Below are 26,874 nucleotides of genomic sequence, written 5' to 3' on the forward strand. Positions count from 1 at the left end.
TTTATTGGTTTTTTGAGTAGTATCTATAATGTCTAGGGAAGTGCTGGATCCTCGGTTATATGTGGACTCGATTTCGGTTTTCAATCCAGAGAGATGCATCGTGCAAGTGCCAATGTGATAGGTAAGTGGCACTCTAAATTTTATAGTTTGTTCTGAGTTGCTTGCTTCGGATTTTTCAAATTTTTGTTTTCTGTCTCGAGTGTAATAGCCTCCGGTGCCAACGCCATAAAATTGGCAATTTTCCGGAGTGCGAGGCTTATAGTAAGCTGTGTAGGAAGCGTGAAAATTTGCAGGTGTCTCAACTATTATGGTTGCACGCCGAAACCCGTAATGGCTGGTTAGTTCCATCGTCCCTTCTTTTATGAATAGTAGGCCCCAAGTACAACCAGTCAGTAGAGGAATAATCAGACTTAGCAAAAGTAGTTTCATTTTCCGACCTGTATTTCTAACAGTATGGTGGGATTGTCCGAATTGATGACACGCGTCTGGTTCATATCGGCGCATCTCCTTGCCAAAAAAACACCAACTGCCGCACCCGCTCAAAGTGCTCCACCGGACTCTCATGCCCCCGCACCTCCCACTCCGGCGACAACGTAAACCCCGACGCTTGCAAACTCTGAATCAACAGAAATTCCAACTGCTCCGGCTCCATCCATCCCCACGCATCCGCCATGGCCAAGCGCTCACGCAACCAAGCGTCAGGGTCATGCTGTTCGGCGAGGTTGGCGTAGGCCTCGACATGCTCGGCCAGTAAGTACCGATGGGCATTGAGACGGCGAATTTCCGAGGCCTGCGGTTGGGGCAGGGGAGTGCGCAACCAGAGTGGGTTGTCCGGAACGGGATGCGTGCCGGGGGCAGGGTTTTGAGCTGTTTTCCAGGCTGCGCCGTCCCAGTAGCAGACGCTGATCGCCGGCCCAAGGAAGACCGGATATTCTTCAGGCGGCAGATGTTTTAGCGCGCGACTCAATACTCGGTTGTCGTGAAAGCGATACAGCGCCTGATAGGGGCGCGTCCCGACAATCAATCGCTCTTGCCAGTGATTGACCAACCCGCGCAAGGCACCTTTTTCCACGCTCGCGAGCCAGCCCCAGTTGCGTTCGGGATGATCCAGCAGGTGATCGAGGCGTCTGTCGCCGGACTGTACCAGGGTGAAAATAAACGGACCGGCATCGGCCAGATTCGCGAGGGTTGTTGCGTTGTAGACGCTCAAATACTGGTCATGCCCGCTGGATTTCAACAACAGCTGACGGGTTTCGCGCTCGTTCTGCGAGTCCAGCACCAGGCACAGTTCATGGCCCGAGCGGCGCTGTTCGTTCATCCATTGGCGGGGGAGTGTGTTGATCATGCGGCGGTTCCTTCCGTTGGGCAGACGCCATCTCGGCAGGCTTCGCAGATCGGGCAGAAGTCCGCCGCCAACGCGTTGCTTGCCGCCATCAGTGCGGGCTGGGAAGACGCGAGCATAGGCGGCAGTTCATGTGGCACAGACAAGCCATCAACTGATCGAGGCGCAGCGACTGAGGCGGCTGGTACGCGCATCGGAGCACCACCGATCTGGAGTTCGCTGCTGCCGAATATTCCGCCGCCGCCTACCTGTAAATGTTCACCACCGGCTTCGATCGAGAACTTGGCCCCGGCTTTCAGAATGATCTGATCGCCGGCTTCAAAAACAAACAACCGGCCAGCGCTGAGCGCCAGCGTCTGATCAACGTGGGTGTGGCTGTTGCCGGCAACTTGCAGATAATCGTTGGCCTTGAGCTGTATATGCCGATCACCGGTGGTGGTGCGGTGTTCCGTGGCTTCCAGCACGGTAAAACTGTCGCCCTTGACGGTGGTGCGCAGCTCGTTGCCGACCTCCATCCGGCTGTCGTTTTCTATCCGCTGTTCCATGTCCCGCTGGGCGCGCAGATAAATCAATTCCTGACCGGCACGGTCTTCAACGTGCAGTTCGCTGAACCCCGTGCTGTCTGGCGAGCTGCGGGAGCGGAATACGCTGCGGGTTTTGTTGGCGGGTAATTCGTAGGGCGCCGGGTTGGCGCTGTTGGGCAGGCAACCGATGATTTCGGGGTGATCGGGGTCGCCGTCCTGAAAGCTGACCTGGACCTCCATGCCTACTCTCGGCAAGGAGACGCCGCCAAAAGCATTGCCAGCCAAGAGGGAGGAGACCCGCAGCCAGCAACTGCTTTTATCGTCGTTGCGACCTTCGCGATCCCAAAAGAACTGCACCTTGACCCGACCGTAGTCGTCGCAGTGAATTTCCTCGCCTTTCGGGCCGGTGACCACAGCGCTTTGAACGCCGGCGATGCGCGGTTTGTTGTGGGTCAACGGCGAGCGGTAGATCACCTCCCAAGGCGTGGCGAGGAACTCATTACGATACCCCTGAAAGCCGTTTTCAACGCTGGTGCCGGTGTAGGCCGCGTACTGTTGCAGGACTTGCGGCTGTGCGCCTTCATGCGTTATTTCGGTCAGCAACCACAGGTCGTTCCATTCTTCGTCCGGATGTTCGGACAGTGGCAGGAAGTGCCCGGAGAGCAGCATCGGTTGATCGCTTTTACCCCGCGCCAAATGGCACTCGGCGCCTTGACGTTCCTGTGCGCGTCGGCTCAACAACTTGCCGCGATCGCGCTGGGTAAAGCGACCGGGGTACTGGTAATCCTCAAGATCCGGCTGAGTCCTGGAAATATCAGACCTGCTTTCGGCCTCCAGCAAAATACGCGCTTTTTTGAAGTCGTAATCGCGGCGAGTCGTGCGGCTGGTGCCGGCTTTCACTTGCACGTCGAAGTGGTTGATTACGGGTGTTTCGGCGACCATGCCATTGTTGTGTTTATAGCGTGTCGGACGGTCGAGCCTGGGAAATACAGTCTGGTTGTCGCCAAACACCATCACATGTTTTTCGCGGCTGTGCCGGAAGTGGTAGTGCAGTCCTTCCTCCTGGCAGAGGCGTTCTATGAACGCTCTATCGGACTCATCGTACTGAACGCAGTACTCACGATCCGGATAAACGCTGCCGAGCTGAAACTGGTGGAATTCAAGATGGATGCCGTGGACTTCCAGCACCTGCGCAATGATTTGCGGGACGGTCATTTGCTGAAAAATGCGGCAATTGATGCGGTGGTCCAGGTACGTCAACCGAGGCACCATCGTTACGCTGTAGCGGGTCAGGCCATTTTCGAGACTGCCTTTGCTCACGCAATGAATTTGTCCGTGAATGCCATCGCCGGCGTCGTTGAAAGCGAGAAAGGCCAGTCTGTGCAACAGATCGTTTTGGTTCAGGTCCCGCCTGTCGCTGACCAGCTCGATCTCAAAGGCGTAAGGCTGGCTGATGAGTTCCTTGCCGGTGAATTTGAGCACCTGCAGGTCATGTTGAAAGTCGTCGATCGTGAGGCTGAAACGGGCGTGGGGATTTGCGTTGAGCATCCAGGGTTCCTTTTCCTGTGGCGTGGCACAGGCTTCGGGACGTTGATGCAACGCTTGCGTATGACCTTCCATGGCCAACACAACAAAACGCCCCGGAGCCGGGTTCGGTGAAACGCTACCAAGGGCGCATTTGAATTGATGTAAGACGGTTCCTAAAGTGCGGTTACAACTCGATTCAGTCGTCTGAATGCCAGGCGATGGCGTGATCTCTGAAGGTCAGCTCCTACAGATTCCGCGTGATTCACCCAAGGTGTGGGAGGCCTATATTTCCAAAAGGTATAAATAAATAATTATATATTCCTTTTAGTGTCGTTCCGTGAGGCGCACTTTGAACGCCTGCCCATCCGTTCGGATGCGTTCTACCTCACACAGGAAGCTTCAACATGACCATCAAAGCGATCAACGTCCGTAACCAGTTCAAGGGTGTCATCAAGGAAATCGTCGAAGGCGAAGTGGTCTCGGAAATCGATGTGCAAACCGCCTCCGGGATTGTCACTTCGGTGATCACCACCCGCTCGGTGCGTGATCTTGAATTGAAGGTGGGGAGCGAGGTGATCGCTTTCGTCAAATCCACCGAGGTGTCGATCGCCAAGCTCTGAAACGGCGTTTTGTCCGAAGCATCCATGCTTCGGACAAAACGCGTCCAGCCCGGCGAGGGTGGCTACTTTACCGCGTAAATCTTGCGTACATACCGCGTGCTTTTCCACGCGCACGGTGCACCGTGCGGCACGAATACGCTGTCGCCGGTATTGACCGTCACACTCGTTCCGCCCGGCGCCGTCAGGGTCACGCTGCCTTCGATCAGGCTCATCAGTTCGTGGAGTTTGTGCGGCCGGCCGTGGCGCTCGTACGGTGTTGAATCCCAGACGCCGACGCGCAGGTTGCTGGTGTCGTCTTCAAAGGCATTGTGTGACCGGCACTGCGGCGTCGGCCCGATCAGAATCTGTGATTCCGGTGCCGCCGAAGGCGCGAGTATGTCCAGCGGATCGAGCGCGGTCAGGCCGGGTGTCGGGGCGGGAGTGCTGACGGCACAAAAGGCCCAGCACGTATCCGCTTCGGCGAGGAGTCGCAGTGCTGTACCGCGACCGATCACGGCGCTGGCGCCGACACCCAGTTGCAGGGTCTGATCCTCGGATTGCAGCACGACGTGGCCGGCGTGGATCACGATGACTTCGGTGTGCGGGAAGTCATCGCTGTCGAATGTGCCGCGGGTGTGCACGACGCCTGCCGAAACGCCATCCGCGCCGTTATAGGCGACCTGCCGACCGTCCTTGAAGGGGTCGAAAGCACTCAAGGAGCTTGCTGTGAAAGACGTGTCAACGCGGCTGCCATCAGCGCGAGCCAACAGCAGAATAGTAGGTTCTAACATACGAGTAATGCTCCATGGACAGGGGGGCTGGAGGCTGAGTAACGGTCAGCCGATGGCTTGGGTGACCAAGGCGAATTGCTGCACGCCTTGGCTGGCTTGCGGCGGGGTGCCCTTGGCCATGGGCACCACGGTGTCGATGTGCTTCAAACCTGCGGATTCCAGCCATTCGGACAGGTCGCTGTCGGCCAGAATGTCGATGCGCACGAACGCGTCTGGCACTTGCGCGAGCAAAACGGCAATCAGGTGTTTGGCCTGTTCAAGGTTTTCGGCAACCACCGGACCGATGCAACGACCGCGGCCAAAGGGGCGCAACAGCGCGAAGGCGCGCAGCTGTCCGTCGCGTTCGATCACCAGCTCTTTTTCGACCACACCGAACACGTCGCTGAGTACGGCGTGTCGATCGAGCCCGCTGCCGGCGTTGGCCAACGCGAGCACGCCAGCGTGATCGGCCTCGCTCAATTCGCGGCACTGCTCACCGTCGGCCAAGGCCTCAATTGCGGGTGGATCGACGTTGCCCTGATGCTGCTGAACCCTGCCGAACTCGACAAAGCCCTGGCTTGAATAAAGCGGCTGACCGGCGATCGTCGCGTTGAGTAGCGGGGTGCGTGTTCCGCAGGCTGCGATTGCCTGCTCCATCAACTGGCGACCGATGCCCTGGCCTTGATAATCGCCACTGACGATCACCAGGCCGATGGTGGCGAATTCCCCTTGTGGGCAGGTGAACGCGCTGCCGATCAACCGCTCGCCATCCACCGCCACAAACCCTTCGCTGACCCGTTGCAACATGGCCCAGTCTTCCAGGCGATGGGGCCACTTCAACTGCACCGATAAATCATGGGCTACGGGAAGATCGGCAGCGGTCATCGGGCGATAAACAACAGCGGATTGTGGCAGGGCGGACATGGCGAGTCTCCGTTGAGCAGTGTGTGCGAGCGACCGGTTTTCCAGTGCGATGATGCCTGTATCCCATCTGTGTGGGGGGCTGACAAGGGGGGCTGGAACATTCGGCAGATTCCGCGCGCCGAAGGTCGCAAGACCACACTTACTACTTAATTGCACAACAACGTCGGCAGCAAATGCTTGGGTTTTTTTTCTACGATGGAGGCCTGAGTTCACCACTCGTCATCGCCTTCTGGAGTGCTCCATGGATAGCTTTGAGCCTCGCCTTATTGCTGTGCGCAGCGCTCACTTTATCGCTGGCCAATACCGCGATGCGCAGCCCGGGTCTGGAAGTTGTTCGACCGTCGGACGGCCAGGCCTATGCCCAGTTGCCCATCGCCGATGCCGATCTGGTAGACGAAGCGCTCAATGATGCCTGGCAGACATTCCGGCCGGGATTTTCAACGTGGTGCAGGGCGATGGTCGCGTCACCGGTGAATGGAACCGTTTATCGCGCATTTGCAGGCGTATTTTGAAGCGTTGCGTCCCGGGCCGGCCTGGTCGTCCGCCAGCACCTTGTCGCCGATCATTTCCCGACTCCAGGCCAGTCGCATCGACGGTATCGTGCAGCGCTCGCGTCAGGCTGGCGCCGAAGTGCTTACCGGTGGCGGGCTGTTCGATGGCTTGGGCGGTGCTTATTACAAACCGACGTTGCTGGTGAATCTCGACAATGATAATCCGGCAATCTGTGAAGAAATCTTCGGCCCAGTGTTGACGGTGCAAGCCTTCGATGACGAAGAACAGGTTCTGGCGCTGGTATTGGCCGCGCACGCCACCTACGGTTTGGCCGCGGGCGTGCATACAGCGGACATCAATCGTGCCTTGCGCCTGTTGCGCAAGCTGGAAGCGGGGACGGTGTGGGTTAACCGCTACGGGCGCAGTAATGACTACATCTTGCCGACTGGCGGAGATAAACGGTCTGGCATCGGCAAGGATCTGGGGCGTGAAGCGTTTGAGGCCAATCTGCGCTTTAAGAGTGTGTTGATTGATATCGTTCAGTAATAGGCAAATGCTGTTTGCTCAAGCTGTTGTGTGTATATCCATTGTTTTGGTGATGGCTGCTATTGGTTCCGCTCTTACAGCGGCTCACTTGGAGAAGCGCCAAGTAACCAAGCGCTCTTGCCCCTTTCGTTCGGTACCTCGCTAAGGCTCGGCATGCCCTCGCTCCGGTCCTGCTCCGTGGGCCCGCCGCCATCGGCCATCCATGCCGGGTTGCCCACTGCGCAGAACCTGCACTCGGCCTCTCGAGGGGGCAACTCCCGCAACAGCACCGCGAGGCGGCCTGATAGCCGACCTGGGCATCAAGCGGGCGCGCTTCGCTTACTTAGCCGTTCGCACACTCTGGACTTGCAATGTTCACCTGTGGGAGCGGGCTTGCTCGCGAAGAGGCCGTGTCAGTCGACATATATGCTGAATGTCAGTCCACCTTCGCGAGCAAGCCCGCTCCCACAGTTAGATTTTTGTGGGGCATGACATTGGTGTTCACCGTTCACCACCGATGACATGACCGGACTAGACATCAGGTCGGCTCTCAGGCCGCCTCGCCTTGGCTTTTGATTTGGCTTTTGATTTGGCTTTTGAGGTACACGCCCCCTCGAGAGGCCGAGCGCAGGTTCTGCGCAGTGGGCAACCCGGCATGGATGCCGGGTTAGCCGCCCCCGGCCATGGATGGCCGATGGCGGCGGGCCCACGGAGCAGGACCGGAGCGAGGGCATGCCGAGCCACAGCGAGGCACCGAACGAAAGGGGCAAAAGCGCTTGGTTACTTGGCGCTTCTCCAAGTGACTCGCTGTAAAAGCGAAACCGCCAGCCGCCGTTACTGCAGCAACGGATATGTACCCCAACCCCAATCCCGCTAGATATGTCTGTACCCGGCAGGGCTAAAGCGAACAGCATTACACCTGCGGGAGCGGCGACGAAAGCGGTGTGTCAGCCAGCATTAATGTCGACTGACACGACGCTTTCGCGAGCAAGCCCGCTCCCACAGGTTCTCAGCTCCCCTCGGGTCTTCAACACGTTTCAAGCAGCACAAACCGGGCGCTTCCTCAGGGACGCGCCCGGTTTTGTTCGGCCGGGCGCAGGTTCTGCGGCGAATGGCGACACAGCCATGCAGAACAGGGCAATAAAGGCCCATAAGAGCGCATAAATACAGGGTTTGCCCAAGGCTGGAGCGTGCCGCAAAGTCTGCTGAGGGGGTAGGCTAAAACGGTGGTTTGTATCGAGCAGCGGTCGCTTTTAACGCCATCTGCTGATTTCACGGTGGTGTAATGACGGTGTGCTGCAGCGTTGCATCACTGCTGGCGAAACGCAGCTAATGCTTGTCGCGCCATGACCTCAACGAACTACAGGACCGCACTCAATGAGCTTCCTTCGTCCCAAATTCATTACGTTCGACTGCTACGGTACGCTGACCAATTTCCACATGGGCACCATGACTCGCGAGCTTTTCGCCGATCGTGTTCAACCCGAGCAGATGGAGCAATTCGTCAAAGATTTTTCCGCCTATCGCCTGGATCAGGTCATGGGAGACTGGAGACCGTATGACGAAATCCTCAAGACTGCCCTGGCGCGTACCTGCAAGCGCTGGGGTATCGAGTACCGTGAAGAAGGTCAGCTGTACTACGACGCCGTACCGACCTGGGGTCCGCACGCTGACGTGCCGGCCGGTCTGTCGAAAATTGCCGACAAGATCCCCCTGGTAATTTTCTCCAACGCCAGCGACAGCCAGATCATGTCCAACGTCGAGAAGCTCGGCGCACCGTTTCACAAGGTGTTCACCGCCGAACAGGCTCAAGCCTACAAACCGCGCCTGGCAGCATTCGAGTTCATGCTCGACAACCTCAACTGCGGTCCGGAAGACATCTTGCATGTGTCTTCGAGCTTCCGTTACGACCTGATGCCGGCCCACGACATGAAGATCAAGAACAAGGCCTTCGTCGCCCGTGGTCACGAAGTTCCGGGCAATGCGTTCTATGGCTATCAACAGATCAGTGACATTGGCGGGCTGCCCGCGCTGGTCGGGCTCTGAGTCGTCACGGCGCTTTTCATCGCATAAGGGGTTAGACATGGGCAGTGAATCCTACTGGCTCGACACCGCACCGGCCTTCACCGGTGCTCAGCTCGGCGCGTTGCCCGGGCAGGTCGACGTGGCCATTGTCGGTGGCGGTTTCACCGGCCTGGCGGCGGCTCGTGCGCTGGCCCTGAAAGGCGCCAGTGTGGTGGTGCTGGAAGCCGGGAGGGTGATCGGCGAAGCCTCGGGCCGCAACGGTGGGCAATGCAACACCGGGGTGGCCCAGGATTATGCCGGGCTGAGCGCCAGTCTCGGCGCTGACAAGGCACGGGCCTATTACAAGGCTTATGAAAGTGCGGTGCAGAGCGTCGTTTCGTTGGTGGAGCAGGAGCAAATCGCTTGCGATCTGGTTCGCAACGGCAAGCTCAAGCTGGCGGCCAAGCCCATGCACTACGAAGGTCTGGCGCGGACCTGTGAATTGATTCGCAATGAGGTCGATGCCGACGTCGAATTGCTGACCGCCGAACAAGCCCGTGCAGAAGTCAATTCGGCTCAGTTCCACGGTGGTCTGCTGCAACGCAACGGGGTGCAGATGCATGTCGGGCGTTTCGGTGTCGGTCTGGCCGAGGCAGCGGCGCGCCACGGTGCCCTGATTCATCAAGGCACCTCGGTGAAGGACTGGAAAGCCCAGGCCGGCGGCTACCAGGTCAACACCAGCAAGGGTTCGCTGCACGCCGGGCAAGTCTTGTTGGCCACGGGGGCCTGTCAGCACGGTGGGTTGGGCTGGTATCGCCGGCGCATCGTGCCGGTGGGCAGTTTTGTGATTGCCACCGAGGTGCTGCCGCCGTCGTTGATCGAGCAGTTGCTGCCGGGTCGCCGGGCGTATGTCACCAGCCGCATGATCGGTAACTACTTTCGCCTCACGCCGGACAACCGTCTGCTGTTTGGCGGCCGTGCGCGGTTCGCCATGTCGGACAGCGTCAATGACGCGAAAAGCGGCAAGGTGCTGCAAGCGGCGATGGTGCAGATGTTCCCGCAGTTGGCCGACGTGAAAATCGACTATTGCTGGGGCGGATTGGTGGACATGACGTCTGATCGGCTACCGCGGGCCGGTCAGCACGGCGGGGTTTTTCACTCCATGGGCTACAGCGGCCACGGTGTGCAGATGTCGGTGCACATGGGTCAGGTCATGGCTGAAGTCATGGCCGGTAACGTCGAGGCCAACCCCTGGCGCGAACTCGACTGGCCGGCGATTCCCGGACATTTCGGCAAGCCGTGGTTCCTGCCTTTTGTCGGCGCATACTACCGTTTCCAGGATTATTTGCATTGAGTTGATGTTGTGGAGTCACCGTCGTTTGCGTTTCAAGACGCTCCGGATAACCGCGAGCTTGAGCCTTCTCACTATCGACAGGTACAACTGATATGACTGACAACAAAAACGACTCGACACTCATTTCAGGCCAGGAAAGCCTGCGAGTGTTTGAAAGTCTGAATCGCGGCATGTCGCGCCGTAACGCCTTGCAGATGCTCGGTGTGGCGGGTGTAGCCGCAGCAGGCGCCGGCAGCCTTTTCGGCGCCGCCGGCAAGCTGTTCGCTGAAGAAGCCGCCACCCCCGGCAAAGGCAAACCTGGCGGGCGAATTCGCGTCGCCGGCTCGTCCAGTTCCACCGCCGACACCCTGGATCCGGCCAAAGGCTCATCGTCCACCGACTACGTGCGCCATTACATGTTCTACAACGGCCTGACGCGTTTCGACAGCCATATGGTGCCGCAACTGGAGTTGGCCGAGCGTATCGAAACCACTGACGCCACCCTCTGGGTGATCACCCTGCGCAAGGACGTGACTTTCCACAACGGCAAGGCACTGACAGCCGCCGATGTGGTGTTTTCTCTGTTGCGGCACAAGGACCCGCTCACCGGTTCCAAGGTCCTGCCGCTGGCGTCGCAGTTCGCTGAAGTCACGGCCGTCGGCACTCACGAAGTGCAGATAAAACTGACCGGCCCAAATGCTGAATTGCCATCGGTTTTTGCCGTCGCTCACATGTTGATCGTTCCCGAGGGTACGAGCGATTTCAGTCAGGGCATCGGAACCGGTCCGTTCAAGGTCAAGGATTTCAAGCCGGGGGTGCGTTCCATTGGTGTACGCAATACCAATTACTGGAAACCCGGTTTGCCGTATCTGGACGAAATCGAATTTATCGGCATCGCCGACGAACCGTCGCGGATCAATGCCCTGTTGTCGGGCGACGTGCACATCGTCAACGAGGTTAACCCACGCTCGACTGGACGCCTCAAGGACAGCACCAAGCATCGGGTCGTGGACTCGCCGTCAGGCAATTACACCGACCTGATCATTCGCCAGGATCAGTTGCCGGGACAAAGCCCGGAGTTCACCCAGGCGATGAAGTTGCTGTTGGACCGCGAGCAGATCAAGTCCGCGGTATTTCGTGGCTACGCGGTGGTCGGCAACGATCATCCGATTGCGCCCGGCGCACGCTTCTTCAATGCCGACTTGCCGCAGCGCACGTACGACCCGGAGAAGGCGGGCTTTCTGCTGAAGAAGGCCGGTATGGAAAAAATCAGCATGCCGCTGATGTGTTCGCCCGCTGCGACCGGTTCCGTGGATATCGCCGTGCTGCTGCAGCAGTCAGCCAAAGAGGCCGGGCTCAAGCTTGACGTCAACCGTCTGCCAAGCGATGGCTACTGGTCCAATCACTGGGCGAAGCACCCGCTCAGCTTCGGCAACATCAACCCGCGGCCCAATGCCGACATGCTCTTTTCGCAATTCTTCCAGTCCACCGCGCCATGGAACGAATCGGGCTGGAAGAACGATCAGTTCGATCAGTTGCTGGTTCAAGCCCGCGGTGAAACCGACGAGGCCAAGCGCGGCAAGATGTACGCCGACATGCAAGTCCTGGTGCATGAGCACAGCGGTATCGGCGTTCCGGTGTTCATCAGCAACATCGATGGTGTCGATCAGCGCGTCAAAGGCTATGGCACCAACCCCCTGGGCGGTTTCATGGGGTACATGTTTGCCGAGCAAGTCTGGCTGGACGCTTGACTGAAGATAGGCTTTTGCTGCTGCTATTTTGCATGAGGGTAGTTAGATGAATAGCACCACACTGTGGTTGATTGGCCGGCGTCTGGGCGCGGCGATCGTGACCCTGTTGATTGTGTCCATGGTGGTATTCGCCATCACGGCGGTGCTGCCGGGAGATGCGGCGCAACAATCTCTGGGGCAATTCGCCACGCCCGAACAGGTGGCAGCCTTGCGCCTGAAAATGGGGTTGGATCAACCCGGTGTGGTGCGTTACCTGCATTGGTTGATGAACCTGCTCAGCGGTGACATGGGCCTGTCGGTGTCCAACGCCATGCCCGTCAGCGACTTGATGGCGGGGCGGGTGCCCAACACGCTGATGCTGGCGGCCGCCACGGCGCTGGTATCAGTGCCGGTGGCATTGATCCTGGGCATTGGTTCGGCCATGGGCCGGGGCGGGCGCATCGACAGTTTTCTCAGCTTTTTCACCTTGACCATGGTGGCGGTGCCGGAGTTTCTGGTCGCCACCCTGGCGGTACTCATTTTTGCAGTGAACCTGGGCTGGTTGTCGGCGTTGTCTTATGCCAGCGACATCACCTCGCCTTGGCAATTCATGCGTACCTACGCCTTGCCGGTGATGACGCTGTGCTGTGTGATTGTCGCGCAGATGGCACGCATGACCCGGGCGGCAGTGATCGATCAGCTTGACAGTCCGTACGTGGAAATGGCCCGGCTCAAAGGCGTGAGCAAGATGCGGATCGTCCTGCGCCATGCCTTGCCCAATGCCATCGGCCCCATTGCCAATGCCATTGCACTGAGCCTGTCCTACCTGTTGGGCGGGGTGGTGATCGTAGAAACGATCTTCAACTATCCCGGCATCGCCAGTCTGATGGTCGATGCAGTGACGAACCGCGACATGGCATTGGTTCAGGCCTGCACCATGTTGTTTTGTACGGCGTATCTGACGTTGGTGCTGATCGCCGACCTGTGCGCGATTCTGTCCAATCCGAGGCTGAGAAACCAATGAACAATCTCATTGAGAAATCGCCATCTTCTGCGCCAATACTGGCACTGGGCAAGGTCTCCCATAATTCCTCCTGGCTCGGCCTGGCCGGCGCTGCAATGTGTGTGATCTGGTTGCTGGTCGCCATCTTCGGCCCATGGCTTGCGCCGCACCCGGTAGGCGCAGTGGTCTCCGACAATGTCTTTGACAGCATCAGTGGCGTTTACCCGTTCGGCACTGATTACCTGGGCCGCGACATGCTCAGTCGCATCCTCGTTGGGGCGCGGTTCACCGTCGGCCTGGCGTTGATTGCTGCGGTGTTGGCCAGCGGTCTGGGCACCAGTTGCGCGTTGCTGTCAGTGGTTTCGCCGAAGTGGCTGGACGAAACAATCAGTCGTTTGATGGATGCCTTTATCTCGATCCCGAGCAAGATGCTGGCGCTCATCATGGTCTCGGCCTTCGGCTCTTCGGTCACCTTGCTGATCTGTACGGCGGTCCTGAGTTTTACCCCAGGCGCGTTTCGCATCGCCCGCAGCATGGCGGTGAATATCGAGGCCCTGGAGTACGTGCAAGTGGCCCGTACCCGTGGCGAGCGCCGTCTGTATGTGGCTTGCGTGGAAATCCTCCCCAACATGCTCAACCCGGTGCTGGCAGACCTCGGCCTGCGCTTCGGTTTTATCGTATTGCTGCTCAGCGGCATGAGCTTTCTCGGCCTCGGCGTGCAACCGCCGGATGCCGACCTCGGTTCTCTGGTACGGGAAAACATCGGCGGCCTCAATCAAGGCGCACCGGCCATTGTGATTCCAGCCTTGGCCATCGGCACCCTGACCATCGGTGTGAATCTGTTTATCGACAGACTGTCGTCCCGACGTAGTCGCCGTACGGGAGGTCATTGAAATGAACGCATTGATTCGAGTCGAAGACCTGCGCGTGGTCGCCTGTGGCGAGCGCGGCGAAACGGAAATCGTCAAGGGCGTGAGCTTCGCCCTGGAAAAAGGTGAAGTGCTGGCGTTGATCGGTGAGTCCGGCTCCGGCAAGACCACGATCGCCCTGGCGTTGCTCGGCTATGCCCGGCGCGGTTGTCGGTTGTCCGGCGGTGTGGTGCAGGTCGGCGAGCACAACATGCTGGCGCTTGGCGAAAAAGAATTGCAGAGCCTGCGCGGCAACCGGGTGTCGTACATTGCCCAAAGCGCGGCGGCGGCGTTCAACCCGGCGAAGAAGCTGATCGATCAAGTGGTGGAGGGCGCGTTGATTCATGGCCTGGGCACCCGCGCCGTGCTCGAAGCCAAAAGCATCGAGCTGTTCCGCGACCTGGCCCTGCCGGACCCCGATCACATCGGTCAGCGTTATCCGCATCAGGTGTCGGGCGGTCAACTGCAACGGGTGATGGCGGCCATGGCGCTGATCAGCGATCCATTGCTGGTGGTGCTCGACGAACCGACCACCGCCCTCGACGTGACCACCCAGATCGACGTGCTGCGCGCCTTCAAACGGGTGGTCCGTGAACGTGGGGCGACGGCGGTCTACGTGTCCCACGACCTCGCGGTGGTGGCGCAGATGGCTGACCAGATCGTGGTGCTCAATGGTGGGCAGATCTTCGAGCAGAGCGCCACCGCGCCGCTGCTCAATGCCCCGGCCCATGAGTACACCCGCAGCCTGCTGGCGGCGGCCCGCCCGGACACGACAATCCGCCCGCCCTGCGGCATCGCCGAAGAAACACCGCTGCTGACCATCCAGGGGCTGACCGCCGGTTACGGCAACAAGAACCTGCATGGCATGCCGTCGATTCGCGTGCTGGAGGACATTGATCTGACGGTTCGCAGAGGCCAAGCGATCGGGGTAATCGGTGAGTCAGGCTCCGGCAAGTCAACTTTGGCGCGGGTGGTGGCCGGATTGCTGGCGCCGGCCCTCGGCGGGCTGACCTTCGATGGCCAGCCCTTGGGCGGAAACCTGTCGTCGCGCACTGACGAGCAGTTCCGACGCATTCAAATGGTCTTTCAAAACGCCGACACCGCGCTCAACCCGATGCACAGCGTCAGCACCATCCTGAGCCGACCACTGAAAATGTATTTCGGCCTCAAGGGCGCTGCGCTGCGCGAGCGGATCGGCGAACTGCTGGATCTGGTGCGCCTGCCTCGGACCCTGGCCGACCGGCGCCCGAACGAACTCTCCGGCGGGCAAAAACAACGGGTCAACCTGGCCCGGGCCCTGGCGGCCAAACCTGATTTGATTCTCTGCGACGAAGTGACCTCGGCGCTGGACACCGTGGTCGGCGCGGCGATTCTCGAACTGCTGCGCGACCTGCGTCAGCAACTGGGTGTGTCCTATCTGTTCATCAGTCACGACATTTCCACCGTGCGCGCGCTGTGCGATGACATTGTGGTGATGTACAGCGGCCACAAGATTCAGGCCGGCACTCGGCAGTCGTACGCCCAGGCACCGTTCCACCCCTACACCGACCTGTTGATCCATTCGGTGCCGGAGTTGCGCCAAGGCTGGCTGGAAAGCTGCGGTACAACCACCTGCGGCACGCTGCCGCCGATCGGGGCCAAGGCCAATGTGCCGGAGCTGTGCACCTTCCTCAATCGTTGCCCGGTGCGGATCGACGGCCTGTGCAATCGCACCGCGCCGACCCGCCGGGTCATCGACGGAGGCAGTGAAATCCTCTGCCATCACGGCAGTGCCGAATTGCTTAAAAGCCAGCAGGATTCAAACAGCATGATTGTGGGGGCCTGTGCATGAAAGAGCGTTTCGTAAGGCTGGCTGAACAGGGCCGGCCAATCGTCAAACTCATGGTGGACGGCGCGCCCATCGAGGCGCTGCAGGGCGATACGCTGATGGTCGCGTTGCTGACCCAGGGTTCGGCGTTGCGCCAATCGGAGTTCGATTCAGGCCGCCGCGCCGGTTTCTGCCTGATGGGCGCCTGCCAGGATTGCTGGGTCTGGACCCGCGGCGGCGAGCGTCTGCGCGCCTGTTCCAATGAGGTCCGTGAAGGGCTGGACATCGTCACCACACAACCGGAGGCGATATGGCCACTGCACGGCTGAGCTCTAATAAAGTCGTTATTGTCGGTGCCGGGCCAGCGGGCATTCGCTGCGCTGAAACCTTGCTGGCCGCCGGCTTCAAACCGATCCTGATCGACGAGAATCGCCGGGATGGCGGGCAGATCTACCGTCGCCAGCCGGAAGGGTTTACCCGGGACTACGCCACCTTGTATGGCACCGAAGCCGCCAAGGCCAAAGACTTGCACCAGAGTTTCGACCGTTTGCGCGGGCAGATCGACTATCGCCCGGACACGCTGGTGTGGAACCTGACGCCGGGGCAATTGTGCTGCGTCAGCCAGGGCAAGCACACGACGGTGGATTACGACGCGCTGATTCTCTGCACCGGCGCCACCGACCGTTTGATGCCGATTGAAGGCTGGCAATTGGCGGGCACCTACAGCCTCGGCGGGGCGCAGATCGCGCTCAAGTCCCAGGCCGTCTCGATCGGCCACCGCGTGGTGTTCATGGGCAGCGGGCCGTTGCTGTATCTGGTCGCCAGCCAATACGTCAAAGCCGGCGCCAAGGTCGCGGCAGTGCTCGACACTTCACCCATCAGCAAGCGTATCGCGGCACTGCCGAAACTGATGGCGCGCCCGGGGTTGCTGTTCACCGGGATGAAACTGTTGGCGCAGTTGTACCGGGCGAAAATCCCGGTGCACCTGGGCATTAAGCCGCTGCAAGTGCAGGGCGACCCGGCCAATGGTGTCAGTGGCGTGCGGGTGCTAACGGCTCGCGGCGAGACGTTGAATGTGGATTGTGATGCGGTGGCGCTGGGTTATCACTTGCGCCCGGAAACCCAACTGGCGGATCTGGCCGGTTGCCGTATGCGCTTCGATGAAGCGTCCGGCCAATGGTGGCTGGCGGTGGATGAAGAAGGACGAACTTCGGTCAACGGTGTGTATGCCGCCGGGGATGGTTCGAAGATTCGCGGCGCGGATGCGGCAGAGCACGCCGGGCGCCTGGTGGCGATGGCTCTGCTGGAAGATCTGCGGCAACCGGTGAATGTCGGATTGCGCGATGAGCAACGTCGCGCACTGGCGGTCATGGATCAGTTTCGTCTCGGTCTGGCTCAGGCGTTTCCCTGGCCGGCGGAGCAGGCGAGGGTGTTGCCGGATGAAGCCATCGTCTGTCGTTGCGAGATGATCAGCGCCGGCGAGTTGCGCCGCACGGTCAGTGAAAAAGGTGCGTGCGAAGTCAATCGGGCCAAAGCGTTCAGTCGGGTCGGCATGGGCCGTTGCCAAGGGCGCTATTGCTCGCAGGCCGGGGCCGAGGTGATTGCCGCCGCCGCTGGGGTCAGCGTGCAACAGGTTGGCCGTCAGCGCGGCCAGGCACCGGTGAAACCGCTGTCGATACTCACCGAGGAGGTTTCGCCATGACGGTACATAAAGCGGATGTGGTGATTGTCGGTGGCGGCCTGATGGGCTCGGCGGCGGCGTTCTTCCTGCGGCAACGCGGGCAGTCGGTGATCCTGTTGGAGCGCGACCAGATTGGTCAGTACGCCAGCGGCGTGAACTTCGGCAACGTGCGGCGCCAGGGCCGATTTCTCGGGCAACTGGAACTGGCCAACCGCTCGTGGGCGCTGTGGAAGCGTCTGCCGGAACTGATCGACGATGACCTCGAATTCATTGCCAGCGGTCATATGCGGGTGTGTTACCGCGAAGACGAGATAGCCGAGCTGCTAGCCTATGCCGACGCCCCCGAGGCGGAGCAGCTGGATCTGAAAATCTTTCGTGGCACTGAGCTGCACGCGCGCTTTCCGTTCCTCGGTCCGGATGTGAAGGGCGGCTCCTATGCCCCTCACGACGGGCATGCCAACCCGCGTCTGGCCGCCCCGGCGTTTGCCCGGGCAGCGCGGCGTTTGGGCGCGCAGATTGAAGAGCAGACCGAGGTGGCCGAGGTGCAGAAGGTCGGTGGCGAGTTCAGCATCACCACCACCGACGGCCGTGAATTCCGCGCCGCCCAGTTGCTGATTACCGCAGGAGCCTGGGGCCAGAAACTCTCGGCGCAATTCGGCGAGCCAGTGCCGCTGGACACCCACGGCCCGCAAATGGCCGTCACCGAACCGGTGCCCTACGCGTTGCCGACGGTGATTGGCGTGTACACCAAAATTCCCGAGGAAGTGATTTACTTCCGACAGATTCCTCGCGGCAACATCGTCATTGGCGGCGGCTACCGCAGCAAGCCGGACATGCTCACTCGCCGGGCGCAGGTCGAACCGCGCAGCATCCTCAATCAGATGGAGCAAATGCGTCGCCTGCTGCCGGGTATCGGCAACCTGAACATCATTCGGGTGTGGAGCGGCATCGAGGGGTATCTGCCCGATTCGCTGCCCGTCATGGGGCCGAGCGGCACGGTCGATGGCTTGTTTTATGCGTTCGGTTTCTGCGGTCATGGCTTCCAGCTTGGCCCTGGAGTGGGCGACGTCATGGCCGAACTGATCAGCACCGGCAGCACCAGCACCTCTATTGAACCGTTTTCGATCAACCGGTTCGCACCTTCTGCAGAGCAACGGAGCAAGGCTTCATGAAACCTCGTGTGCTCGACATTCTGCAACGCCTGATGGCCTTCGACACCGTGTCTTCGGAGTCGAACCTGGCCCTCATCGAATACGTCCGTGAGCTGCTGCTGAGCAAGGGCATCGAGTCGCTTATCGTCAAGGATGAAACCGGCAAGAAGGCCAACCTGTTCGCCAGCACGGGCCCGAAGGCCTTGCCGGGGATCTTGCTCTCGGGGCATACCGACGTGGTGCCGGCAGCAGGGCCGGCGTGGACTTTTCCGGCGTTCCAGGCGACGGTGCAGGACGGTCGTATTTATGGCCGCGGCAGTTGCGACATGAAGGGCTTTATCGCCCTGGCCATCGACGCGATGCTCGATGCCGCCGACCATTCGCTGAGCCGGCCGTTGCAACTCGCCTTGTCCCATGACGAAGAGATCGGTTGCGTCGGCGTGCGGCGCTTGCTGGACGTCTTGCACCTGGCGCCGGTCCGGCCGTTTCTGTGCCTGATCGGTGAACCCACCAACATGCAGTTTGTGCTCGGACACAAAGGCAAGGGTTCCTACCGCACCTATTGCCGAGGGCTGGAGGCGCATTCTTCGTTGGCTCCGCGTTCGGTCAATGCGATTCACGTGGCCTGCGATTTCATCGCCGCGCTGCGTCAGAGTCAGCAGCAGTTGCAACAGCACGGTGCTCAGGATACCGACTACGACGTGCCTTACAGCACCGTGCATGTCGGGCAGGTTGTCGGCGGCAAGGCGCTGAACATCGTGCCGAACCTGTGCACCCTGGATTTCGAAGTGCGCAACCTGCCGGCGGACGATCTCGATCAGTTTTTGGCGCAGATGCAGGAGCGTGCCGAACTGATCGTGAGCGAAGCGCGCAAGCTGTCCAGTGTGGCGGCCATCGAGATCGAAACCATCAATGTCTATCCGGGTCTGGATACGCACCCGAGTGTCGAGGCGGTGCGCTTTTTGAAGAACTTTGCGGCGCCGGATACCGGTACGTCCAAGGTGTCTTTCGGTACTGAGGGTGGGTTGTTCAATCAGCGTCTGGATGTGCCGGTGGTGGTCTGTGGGCCGGGCTCGATCGAACAGGCGCACAAGCCGGATGAGTTTATCGAGATTGCTCAGATGGAGGCGGGGGAACGGTTTCTCGAGGGGTTGCTTGGGTCCCTGAAATTGTAATCAGGTTCCAAAGCCATCGCAGATCAACTGTGGGAGCGGGCTTGCTCGCGAAGGCGTCGTGATAACCGAGCATTTTCTTTCAGGTGTACATATCCATTTCTGCGGTAACGGCGGCTATTGGTTCCGCCTTTACGGCGGGTCACTTGGAGAAGCGCCAAGTAACCAAGCGCTTTTGCCCCTTTCGTTCGGTGCCTCGCTAAGGCTCGGCATGCCCTCGCTCCGGTCCTGCTCCGTGGGCCCGCCGCGATCGGCCATCCATGGCCGTGCGCGGCTAACCCGGCATCCATGCCGGGTTGCCCACTGCGCAGAACCTGCACTCGGCCTCTCGAGGGGGCGACTACCGCAACAGCACCGCGAGGCGGCCTACGAGCCGACCTGTCTCTATGCTCATACGCATTCCCCTGTGGGAGCTGGCTTGCCTGCGATGGACGCCAACGAAAACGCGTACTGCCTGAATGAACGCGTTGTCCGGACATTTTTCGCAAGCAGGCTCGCTCCCACAATGAATCGGTGTACACCAGGTTTTTCCCCACTTCTGCTCCGTGGGCCGGCCATGGATGGCCGATGGCACCGAACGAAAGGGGCAAGAGCGCTTGGTTACTTGGGGCTTTTCCAAGTAACCCGCCGTCAGGGCGGAACCAATAGCCGCCGTTACCGCAGAAACGGATACACACACATCCAAAAAAGCCCAATCCCTCAGCAGAGAGTAGAGCCTGCCGTCCCACCCCGATTTTCAGCATCCAACACCGCCCAAACGCCCCTTTCAGCATCCTCTTCCACGCACACCTCCCTAGACTGAAGCCTGTCTCGGATCAGGACTCGACCATGCTCAAGAATCGTTTGAAAGACCCCAGCCTGTTGGCAGAACTCGCTTATGTGGACGGACAGTGGATCGGCGCTGACAACGCAGCAACCCTCGACGTCATCGACCCGGCCAACGGCCAATTAATTGCCCGTGTCCCAGCGATGCAAGGCGGAGAAACCCGTCGGGCCATCGAGGCCGCCGAAAAAGCCTGGCCGGCCTGGCGCGCCCGTCCGGCGACGGAGCGCGCAGCGCTGTTGGAACGCTGGTATCAAGCCATGATCGACAACCTCGACGATCTGGCGCTGATCATGACCTGCGAACAAGGCAAACCCCTCACCGAAGCCAAAGGCGAAATCCGCTACGGCGCGGGTTTCGTCAAATGGTTTGCCGAAGAAGCTCGTCGGGTCTACGGCGAAACCATACCGGCCCCCAGCGGCGATCGTCGGCTGATGACGCTGAAGCAACCGGTGGGTGTCTGCGCGGCGATTACGCCGTGGAATTTCCCCAACGCCATGATCACCCGCAAATGCGCGCCGGCCTTGGCCGCAGGTTGCCCGATCATCGTCAAACCGTCGGACCTGACACCCTTGTCGGCGTTGGCCCTGGCCGTGCTGGCCGAACGGGTGGGCATCCCGGCCGGCGTGTTCAACGTGTTGACCGGCATGCCCGCCGGCATCGGCGAAGAACTGACCGGCAACCCGTCGGTGCGCAAGATTTCCTTTACCGGTTCGACGGCTGTCGGCCGGTTGCTGATGCGCCAGAGCGCGGAGCACATCAAACGCTTGAGCCTGGAGTTGGGCGGCAACGCACCGTTCATTGTGTTTGACGACGCGGACCTGGAGCAGGCGGTCGCCGGGGTCATGCTCAGCAAGTTTCGCAACGCCGGGCAAACCTGCGTCTGCGCCAATCGCATTTTGGTACAGGATGGCATTTACGAACGTTTCGCCCAGCGCCTGGTGGAGGAAGTCGGCAAGCTCAAAGTCGGCAATGGCCTGGACGCCGATGTCACCATCGGCCCGCTGATCAACCCGGCAGCCGTGAGCAAAGTCGCCCGGCACATTGATGAGGCATTGAGTCAGGGCGCACGCTTGCTGTGCGGTGGCATTCCCGCGGGCGACAGCCAATTCGTCCAGCCAACGGTGCTCGGCGAAGCTCACGCGGGCATGTTGCTGGCCAACGAAGAGACCTTCGGCCCGGTGGCGCCGCTGATGCGTTTTACCGATGAGGCCGAAGCCCTCGCGCTGGCCAACGCCACGCCATACGGCTTGGGCGCCTACTTCTTCACTCAGGATTTGCGCCGCTCATGGCGTTTTGGTGAAGCGTTGGAGTTCGGTATGGTCGGTCTTAACACCGGCCTCATCTCCATGGAAGTTGCGCCGTTCGGCGGCGTCAAGCAGTCCGGTCTGGGTCGCGAGGGCAGTAAGTACGGCCTGGACGAATACCTGGAAGTCAAAGCCTTCCACATCGGTGGTTTGTGATCCGGTTGCACAGACATTTTGCGAGGCATGAATGATGGGTAAAACATTCAAAATCGCCGCGATTGCCGGCGATGGCATCGGCAAGGAAGTGTTGCCGGAAGGGCTGCGGGTACTGGAGCAGGCGGCGAAAAAGTGGCAGCTGGATTTGAGCATTGAAGTGCTTGACTGGGCGCACTGCGATTACTACCTGGAGCACGGGCAAATGATGCCCGACGACTGGTTCGAACAGCTCAAGGGGTTTGACGCGATTTACTTCGGAGCGGTGGGCTGGCCAGATAAAGTGCCGGACCACATTTCGCTCTGGGGTTCGTTGCTGAAGTTTCGCCGCGATTTCGATCAGTACGTCAACATCCGACCGGTCCGCCTGTTTCCGGGCGTGCCGTGCCCCTTGGCCGGACGCAAGCCGGGGGACATCGATTTTGTGGTGATTCGCGAGAATACCGAAGGCGAATATTCCTCGGTGGGCGGCAAGATGTTCGAGGGCACCGAACACGAATTCGTGTTGCAGGAATCGGTGTTTACCCGGCGCGGTGTCGACCGGATTCTCAAGTTCGCCTTCGACCTGGCTCAGACCCGGCCACGCAAACGCTTGACCGCCGCGACCAAGTCCAACGGGATCTCCATCAGCATGCCGTACTGGGACGAGCGCACCGCACTGATGGCGGAGCAGTACCCTGAAATTACCTGGGACAAGCAGCACATCGACATCCTGTGCGCACGTTTTGTGCTGCAACCGGACCGGTTTGATGTGGTGGTGGCGTCCAATCTGTTCGGCGACATTCTTTCTGACCTGGGGCCTGCGTGTGCCGGGACCATCGGCATCGCGCCGTCGGCCAACCTGGATCCGGAACGACGCTTCCCCTCGTTGTTCGAACCGGTGCACGGTTCGGCACCGGATATCTATGGGAAGAACATCGCGAATCCGATTGCGATGATCTGGTCCGGGGCATTGATGCTGGATTTCCTGGGCAACGGTGATGAGCGTTACCGCGCCGCGCACGACGGGATTTTGCAGGCGATCGAACGGGTGATTGCCGAAGGGCCGATCACCCCGGATCTGGGCGGGAAGGGCTCGACGCAAGATGTCGGCAAGGCCATCGCCGACATTCTCTAACCCCACCATCAATCAAACTGTGGGAGCGGGCTTGCTCGCGAAGGCGGAGTGTCAGTCAACATCAATATTGACTGACACTCCGCCTTCGCGAGCAAGCCCGCTCCCACAGTTGTTATGTGTATTGGTCAGTAACCTTGGGTGCGGTCGATTTCACCCACCATCGGCTCGCCTTTCTGATGCCGCCGAATATTCTCCAGCAACACCCCAAACGCACTTTCCGGTTGCGTCATCGCGGCGATGTGCGGCGTCAGCAGAATCTGCGGGTGATCCCAGAACGGATGATCCGCAGGCGCGGGTTCCTGTTGCAGCACATCGATCACCGCGCCACTCAGTTGACCGCTGTCCAGCGCGTCCAGCAAATCACTTTCCACCAGATGCCCACCGCGACCCATGTTGATCAGCGCGGCGCCGTGCGGCAGTTGTTGAAACAGCCGGCGGTCGAGGATGCCCTGGGTGTGTTCGGTCAGCGGGAGCACGCAGAGCAAAATGTCGCACTGACTGAGAAACGCGGGCAATTGTGCATCGCCGGCATAGCACTCCACGCCGGGCAATTGATGACGACTGCGCGCCCAACCTGACAGCGCAAACCCCAAAGGTCGCAACGTTTTCAGAATTTCCCGGGCCTGGGTGCCAAGACCCATGACGCCGATGCGGCGACTGGAGGAAGGTTGCCGCAGGTGTGCCTGCCAGCAGCGCGCCACTTGTTGTTGGCGATAACGCAGCATATCCCGGTGCAGGCTCAACACCGCAAAACTGGCGTACTCGCACATACCGCGGGTGATGCCGGGGTCCAGCAGGCGGACCACCGGCAAATCCGGTGGCAGGCGGCCGAGGTCCAGTTGATCGACCCCGGCGGACAGGGCGAACAGCACTTTAAGATTGGGCAACACCGTCTCGATATCTTCAGGCGCCTGCCAGGCGGCAAGGTATTCAATGTCTGCGGGGTCGCCGATGTCCGGCCAGGCGCGCCATTCGATATCCGGGGCGTGTTTGGCGAACAGCGCTTTCCATTGTTCGCCGCGCACAGGGTCAGCTTTATAGAGCAGGGCCATGGGCTTTTCCTGAAAAGTGAAAGTGCTCTCCATCATCGCGTAAAGCTGACGCAGGATCTGTCGAAAGGGCCGGGTTAAACGGCTTTCAGAGTGTCCGATCCGTCGTGTCCCGGCAGATTCGGCGGGCTGAAGGAATCTGCCGTTTGGCGGGGTGAAAACAGTTGATCCGGATTTCTCAGGGGCCAAGTTCGGCGTAGTTGGTTCCGCGCAAGCCTTAACCTGAATCCCATCGCAACCACCTCCCGGTTGCCGGACTCACGATGGGAAATGCCATGAATAGCAAAGTTGACGAAACCCCTCATTTGCTCCGTCAGCGCGATCAATTCGTGCCGCGTGGCCTGGTCACTGCTCACCCGTTGGTGATCGATCGCGCCCAGGGCGCCGAGCTGTGGGATGTGGACGGCAAGCGCTACCTGGACTTCGTCGGCGGTATTGGCGTGCTGAACATCGGCCACAATCACCCCAAAGTGGTCGAGGCCGTGCAGGCTCAATTGCAAAAGGTCTCGCACGCCTGCTTCCAGGTCGTGGCCTACCAACCTTATCTCGATCTGGCCCAGCGTCTGTGCGAAATGATCGGCGGTCAGGAAGCCTATAAAGCGGCGTTCTTTACCTCGGGCGCCGAGGCTGTGGAGAACGCGGTGAAGATCGCCCGTGCCCACACCAACCGTTCGGCGGTGATTGCCTTTCGCGGCGGCTTCCACGGTCGTACCTTGCTGGGCACCACGCTGACCGGCATGAGTCAGCCCTACAAACAGAATTTCGGACCTTTCGCGCCAGAGGTGTTTCACACGCCATACCCGAACGCCTATCGCGGTGTCACCAGCGACATGGCGCTGCAGGCGCTTGACGAATTGCTTGCCACTCAAGTGGCGCCGGAACGGGTCGCAGCGATCATCATTGAACCGGTGCAGGGCGACGGTGGATTCCTCTCGGCGCCGGTGGAGTTTCTTCAGGCGTTGCGGGCCCTGACCGAGAAACACGGCATCGTGTTGATCCTTGATGAAATCCAGACCGGGTTTGGACGCACCGGCAAATGGTTCGGTTTCCAGCATGCCGGGATCCAGCCGGATCTGGTGACCGTCGCGAAAAGTCTGGCCGGTGGCTTGCCTCTGTCGGGCGTGGTCGGCAAAGCCGCGATCATGGACGCACCACTGCCAGGCGGACTGGGCGGCACCTACGGCGGTAACGCATTGTCCTGCGCGGCGGCCCTGGCGGTGATCGGCGCCTTCGAGCAAGAACAATTGCTGGCGCGCGGTGAAGCCTTGGGCGAGCGTTTGCGCCAGGGTTTGCTGCAGTTGCAAACCCGCTACCCACAAATCGGCGATGTGCGTGGCACAGGGTTCATGCTGGCGATCGAACTGATCAAGAATGATCAAGCGCGCACACCGGACGCCGACTTGAATCAGCGTTTGATCGATGCCGCCCGCGCCGGCGGTTTGCTGGTGATCAAATGCGGCGTGTACCGCAACGTGCTGCGCTTTTTGGCACCGCTGGTGGCCACGCAAGCGCAGGTCGATGAAGCGCTGGAAATTCTGCAAGATGCATTGGCACGCGTCTTGATATGAGCTTATGCACGCTCACGGACGGTGCCTTGAGGCATCGCCCGTGAGCGTTTATGGAGCATGGTCGGATGAAATGCATCATCGGAGGCTTGGCACACTATGGGGCTGACTAAATATCGGGTGCTGCTCATTGATTGCGACGAGGTACTGGTCGATCGGGATTCGGGTGTCTGGACGGCATTACAACCGTTGCTCGACAGCCGGGGTGGTGACCCGGACAAGGACCAGGTGCTGGCTGAATATGCCGAGGTAATAACGGCACTCTATCCCCGGTTTGGAGAGCTAGGCTTTAGTGGCTTGCTGTGTTTTGCCCATCGCCAGTTGGCCGAACGCTGGGGATTGAAAGCCAGTTGGGAAGAGGGCATGAGCTTTGCCCGTTCAGTCGCCAGCTGGTCGCTGTTCGAGGATGCACCCGGGGCGATGTTGTACCTGCGCAAGTTCTATCGCTTGCTGGTGCAAGGGGACCGGGACGCCGAGGATCGAGCGCTGCTGTGCGAGCGGCTGGGGATTGTGCCCGACGATTTTATTTCACTGGCCAGCGATCCAATACACGACCCGCAGTGGTTAAAAGACAATGAACTTGAAGCCGCGCATATCCTGCAAGTGACCCGTGCAACGGCTGCTCATGACGCTACCACTGACGTCTGCCTGATCTCTCGCAGCCGGGTAAAAAACCCTTCACCTTGTGCGGGGGATTACTGCATCAACAGCATGGCGGATCTGGTGGCCCAGCATCAGCTTTCATTACGGCGCTGATCTTGCTAGAAGATTGTCTTACAGATGGCAGTCAGAGGTACGCAATGGAAGGGTTAGTCAAACTGGACCGGATCGACATCAGCATCCTGGTCGAGTTGCAGAAAGACGGGCGCATGACCAATGTCAGCCTCGCCGATGCGGTGGGGTTGTCCGCCAGTCCCTGCCTGCAACGGGTAAAGCGGCTGGAGTCGGCCGGGTATATTTCCAGCTACAAGGCGCATTTGAATCTGGCGAAGATCACCGATTCGGTCACGGTCTTTACCGAAATTACATTGAGCGACCACAAGCGCGAAGACTTCGCCAAGTTCGAGTCCAATATCCGGCAGGTGGATGAGGTGTTGGAATGCCATTTGATCAGCGGTGGCTACGATTATCTGGTGCGTTTCATGACGCGCAGCATCCAGCATTATCAGGAAGTGATTGAGAGTTTGCTGGACAAGAATATTGGTATTTCCAAGTACTTCAGTTACATCGTCATCAAGTCTCCGGTGCTTAAAGATGGGGTGCCGTTACGGAAATTGTTGCGGCATTGAACTTCGATTTTTTCGGTAGAAATCCGCTGTAGGAGCTGGCTTGCTAGCGATAGCGTCCGTTCAGTCAATAAACAGGTCG

General features: G+C 59.8%; 21 protein-coding genes and 1 pseudogene. 17 read left to right on the top strand and 5 right to left on the bottom strand.

The features are described 5' to 3' along the window. Nucleotides 1–490 precede the first annotated feature (490 nt). Nucleotides 491–1,345 carry a DUF4123 domain-containing protein gene (locus ACA073_RS10205; RefSeq protein WP_497403136.1) on the bottom strand — a complete coding sequence of 285 codons (855 nt, stop codon included), beginning with the start codon at nt 1,343–1,345 and terminating at the stop codon, nt 491–493. Then, nucleotides 1,342–3,414: a type VI secretion system Vgr family protein gene (locus tag ACA073_RS10210; protein ID WP_497403137.1), complete on the bottom strand. Its 2,073-nt coding sequence runs from the start codon at nt 3,412–3,414 to the stop codon at nt 1,342–1,344. The genes ACA073_RS10205 and ACA073_RS10210 overlap by 4 nt, the downstream gene beginning before the upstream one ends. Nucleotides 3,415–3,797: 383 nt before the next feature. Here ACA073_RS10210 and ACA073_RS10215 point away from each other — a divergent pair, with 383 nt between their 5' ends. Next, the gene (locus ACA073_RS10215) at nt 3,798–4,013 is read left to right on the top strand and encodes a TOBE domain-containing protein (protein WP_038983759.1); all 216 of its coding nucleotides are present in this window, start codon (nt 3,798–3,800) and stop codon (nt 4,011–4,013) included. Nucleotides 4,014–4,075: 62 nt separating this feature from the next. Here ACA073_RS10215 and ACA073_RS10220 read toward each other — a convergent pair whose 3' ends face one another. Both ACA073_RS10220 and ACA073_RS10225 read right to left on the bottom strand, forming a co-directional pair. Next, nucleotides 4,076–4,783: a cupin domain-containing protein gene (locus tag ACA073_RS10220; protein ID WP_497403138.1), complete on the bottom strand. Its 708-nt coding sequence runs from the start codon at nt 4,781–4,783 to the stop codon at nt 4,076–4,078. A 45-nt stretch (nt 4,784–4,828) separates the two neighbouring features. Beyond that, on the bottom strand, nt 4,829–5,686 hold the full coding sequence (locus ACA073_RS10225; protein WP_497403139.1) for a GNAT family N-acetyltransferase: 858 nt from the start codon (nt 5,684–5,686) through the stop codon (nt 4,829–4,831). A 241-nt stretch (nt 5,687–5,927) separates the two neighbouring features. Here ACA073_RS10225 and ACA073_RS10230 point away from each other — a divergent pair. The 13 genes and pseudogenes from ACA073_RS10230 to ACA073_RS10290 all read left to right on the top strand — a co-directional run bounded on the left by ACA073_RS10230 (nt 5,928) and on the right by ACA073_RS10290 (nt 22,892). Next, nucleotides 5,928–6,724: pseudogene (locus tag ACA073_RS10230) on the top strand (aldehyde dehydrogenase family protein). A gap of 1,356 nt (nt 6,725–8,080) precedes the next feature. Then, nucleotides 8,081–8,749, top strand: coding sequence for a haloacid dehalogenase type II (locus tag ACA073_RS10235; RefSeq protein WP_497403140.1), 669 nt, complete (start codon nt 8,081–8,083; stop codon nt 8,747–8,749). A 37-nt stretch (nt 8,750–8,786) separates the two neighbouring features. Beyond that, nucleotides 8,787–10,061: an NAD(P)/FAD-dependent oxidoreductase gene (locus tag ACA073_RS10240; protein ID WP_497403141.1), complete on the top strand. Its 1,275-nt coding sequence runs from the start codon at nt 8,787–8,789 to the stop codon at nt 10,059–10,061. Between the two features lie 92 nt (nt 10,062–10,153). Then, entirely contained in the window at nt 10,154–11,791 is a 1,638-nt protein-coding gene (locus ACA073_RS10245; RefSeq protein WP_497403142.1) for an ABC transporter substrate-binding protein, read from the top strand. Nucleotides 11,792–11,837: 46 nt separating this feature from the next. Continuing rightward, on the top strand, nt 11,838–12,794 hold the full coding sequence (locus ACA073_RS10250; RefSeq protein WP_497403143.1) for an ABC transporter permease: 957 nt from the start codon (nt 11,838–11,840) through the stop codon (nt 12,792–12,794). Then, nucleotides 12,791–13,666, top strand: coding sequence for an ABC transporter permease (locus ACA073_RS10255; RefSeq protein WP_497403144.1), 876 nt, complete (start codon nt 12,791–12,793; stop codon nt 13,664–13,666). Before ACA073_RS10250 ends, ACA073_RS10255 begins: the two co-directional genes overlap by 4 nt. Before the next feature lies 1 nt (nt 13,667). Continuing rightward, nucleotides 13,668–15,512 (top strand): ABC transporter ATP-binding protein, encoded by a 1,845-nt coding sequence (locus ACA073_RS10260; protein ID WP_497403146.1) that lies wholly within the window; start codon nt 13,668–13,670, stop codon nt 15,510–15,512. Continuing rightward, nucleotides 15,509–15,817 (top strand): (2Fe-2S)-binding protein, encoded by a 309-nt coding sequence (locus ACA073_RS10265; RefSeq protein ID WP_497403148.1) that lies wholly within the window; start codon nt 15,509–15,511, stop codon nt 15,815–15,817. Before ACA073_RS10260 ends, ACA073_RS10265 begins: the two co-directional genes overlap by 4 nt. Further along, nucleotides 15,799–17,190, top strand: coding sequence for an FAD/NAD(P)-dependent oxidoreductase (locus ACA073_RS10270; RefSeq protein ID WP_497403150.1), 1,392 nt, complete (start codon nt 15,799–15,801; stop codon nt 17,188–17,190). Before ACA073_RS10265 ends, ACA073_RS10270 begins: the two co-directional genes overlap by 19 nt. Further along, on the top strand, nt 17,187–18,341 hold the full coding sequence (locus tag ACA073_RS10275; protein WP_497403152.1) for an NAD(P)/FAD-dependent oxidoreductase: 1,155 nt from the start codon (nt 17,187–17,189) through the stop codon (nt 18,339–18,341). Before ACA073_RS10270 ends, ACA073_RS10275 begins: the two co-directional genes overlap by 4 nt. After that, a complete protein-coding gene (gene argE / locus ACA073_RS10280) occupies nt 18,338–19,495 on the top strand; it encodes an acetylornithine deacetylase (RefSeq protein ID WP_497403154.1) in 1,158 nt (385 codons plus the stop codon). The genes ACA073_RS10275 and argE overlap by 4 nt, the downstream gene beginning before the upstream one ends. Before the next feature lie 825 nt (nt 19,496–20,320). Then, entirely contained in the window at nt 20,321–21,778 is a 1,458-nt protein-coding gene (locus ACA073_RS10285; RefSeq protein WP_497403156.1) for an NAD-dependent succinate-semialdehyde dehydrogenase, read from the top strand. 34 nt (nt 21,779–21,812) lie between these two features. Then, a complete protein-coding gene (locus ACA073_RS10290; protein WP_497404040.1) occupies nt 21,813–22,892 on the top strand; it encodes a tartrate dehydrogenase in 1,080 nt (359 codons plus the stop codon). Nucleotides 22,893–23,017: 125 nt separating this feature from the next. On the opposite strand, the gene ACA073_RS10295 is transcribed toward ACA073_RS10290, so the two are convergent. Further along, on the bottom strand, nt 23,018–23,944 hold the full coding sequence (locus ACA073_RS10295; protein ID WP_497403158.1) for a 2-hydroxyacid dehydrogenase: 927 nt from the start codon (nt 23,942–23,944) through the stop codon (nt 23,018–23,020). Between the two features lie 272 nt (nt 23,945–24,216). On the opposite strand from ACA073_RS10295, the gene gabT reads away from it, so the two are divergent. The 3 genes from gabT to ACA073_RS10310 all read left to right on the top strand — a co-directional run bounded on the left by gabT (nt 24,217) and on the right by ACA073_RS10310 (nt 26,795). Continuing rightward, nucleotides 24,217–25,509: a 4-aminobutyrate--2-oxoglutarate transaminase gene (gene gabT, locus ACA073_RS10300; RefSeq protein WP_497403159.1), complete on the top strand. Its 1,293-nt coding sequence runs from the start codon at nt 24,217–24,219 to the stop codon at nt 25,507–25,509. A gap of 96 nt (nt 25,510–25,605) precedes the next feature. Then, on the top strand, nt 25,606–26,262 hold the full coding sequence (locus ACA073_RS10305; protein WP_497403161.1) for an HAD family hydrolase: 657 nt from the start codon (nt 25,606–25,608) through the stop codon (nt 26,260–26,262). Nucleotides 26,263–26,306: 44 nt separating this feature from the next. After that, nucleotides 26,307–26,795 carry an Lrp/AsnC family transcriptional regulator gene (locus tag ACA073_RS10310; RefSeq protein WP_090182530.1) on the top strand — a complete coding sequence of 163 codons (489 nt, stop codon included), beginning with the start codon at nt 26,307–26,309 and terminating at the stop codon, nt 26,793–26,795. Nucleotides 26,796–26,874 lie beyond the last annotated feature (79 nt).

The organism is Pseudomonas sp. LBUM1670 (assembly GCF_059695695.1).

Excerpts from the sequence above, each read along its gene's own strand:
- ACA073_RS10210 (WP_497403137.1), bottom strand. The coding sequence starts at position 3,414 with ATGCTCAACGCAAATCCCCACGCCCGTTTCAGCCTCACGATCGACGAC.
- ACA073_RS10240 (WP_497403141.1), top strand. The coding sequence starts at position 8,787 with ATGGGCAGTGAATCCTACTGGCTCGACACCGCACCGGCCTTCACCGGT.
- ACA073_RS10245 (WP_497403142.1), top strand. The coding sequence starts at position 10,154 with ATGACTGACAACAAAAACGACTCGACACTCATTTCAGGCCAGGAAAGC.
- ACA073_RS10250 (WP_497403143.1), top strand. The coding sequence starts at position 11,838 with ATGAATAGCACCACACTGTGGTTGATTGGCCGGCGTCTGGGCGCGGCG.
- ACA073_RS10255 (WP_497403144.1), top strand. The coding sequence starts at position 12,791 with ATGAACAATCTCATTGAGAAATCGCCATCTTCTGCGCCAATACTGGCA.
- ACA073_RS10275 (WP_497403152.1), top strand. The coding sequence starts at position 17,187 with ATGACGGTACATAAAGCGGATGTGGTGATTGTCGGTGGCGGCCTGATG.
- ACA073_RS10285 (WP_497403156.1), top strand. The coding sequence starts at position 20,321 with ATGCTCAAGAATCGTTTGAAAGACCCCAGCCTGTTGGCAGAACTCGCT.
- ACA073_RS10305 (WP_497403161.1), top strand. The coding sequence starts at position 25,606 with ATGGGGCTGACTAAATATCGGGTGCTGCTCATTGATTGCGACGAGGTA.
- ACA073_RS10290 (WP_497404040.1), top strand. The coding sequence starts at position 21,813 with ATGGGTAAAACATTCAAAATCGCCGCGATTGCCGGCGATGGCATCGGC.
- gabT (WP_497403159.1), top strand. The coding sequence starts at position 24,217 with ATGAATAGCAAAGTTGACGAAACCCCTCATTTGCTCCGTCAGCGCGAT.
- ACA073_RS10235 (WP_497403140.1), top strand. The coding sequence starts at position 8,081 with ATGAGCTTCCTTCGTCCCAAATTCATTACGTTCGACTGCTACGGTACG.
- ACA073_RS10295 (WP_497403158.1), bottom strand. The coding sequence starts at position 23,944 with ATGGCCCTGCTCTATAAAGCTGACCCTGTGCGCGGCGAACAATGGAAA.
- ACA073_RS10220 (WP_497403138.1), bottom strand. The coding sequence starts at position 4,783 with ATGTTAGAACCTACTATTCTGCTGTTGGCTCGCGCTGATGGCAGCCGC.
- ACA073_RS10215 (WP_038983759.1), top strand. The coding sequence starts at position 3,798 with ATGACCATCAAAGCGATCAACGTCCGTAACCAGTTCAAGGGTGTCATC.
- ACA073_RS10270 (WP_497403150.1), top strand. The coding sequence starts at position 15,799 with ATGGCCACTGCACGGCTGAGCTCTAATAAAGTCGTTATTGTCGGTGCC.
- ACA073_RS10260 (WP_497403146.1), top strand. The coding sequence starts at position 13,668 with ATGAACGCATTGATTCGAGTCGAAGACCTGCGCGTGGTCGCCTGTGGC.
- ACA073_RS10205 (WP_497403136.1), bottom strand. The coding sequence starts at position 1,345 with ATGATCAACACACTCCCCCGCCAATGGATGAACGAACAGCGCCGCTCG.
- argE (WP_497403154.1), top strand. The coding sequence starts at position 18,338 with ATGAAACCTCGTGTGCTCGACATTCTGCAACGCCTGATGGCCTTCGAC.
- ACA073_RS10225 (WP_497403139.1), bottom strand. The coding sequence starts at position 5,686 with ATGTCCGCCCTGCCACAATCCGCTGTTGTTTATCGCCCGATGACCGCT.
- ACA073_RS10310 (WP_090182530.1), top strand. The coding sequence starts at position 26,307 with ATGGAAGGGTTAGTCAAACTGGACCGGATCGACATCAGCATCCTGGTC.
- ACA073_RS10265 (WP_497403148.1), top strand. The coding sequence starts at position 15,509 with ATGAAAGAGCGTTTCGTAAGGCTGGCTGAACAGGGCCGGCCAATCGTC.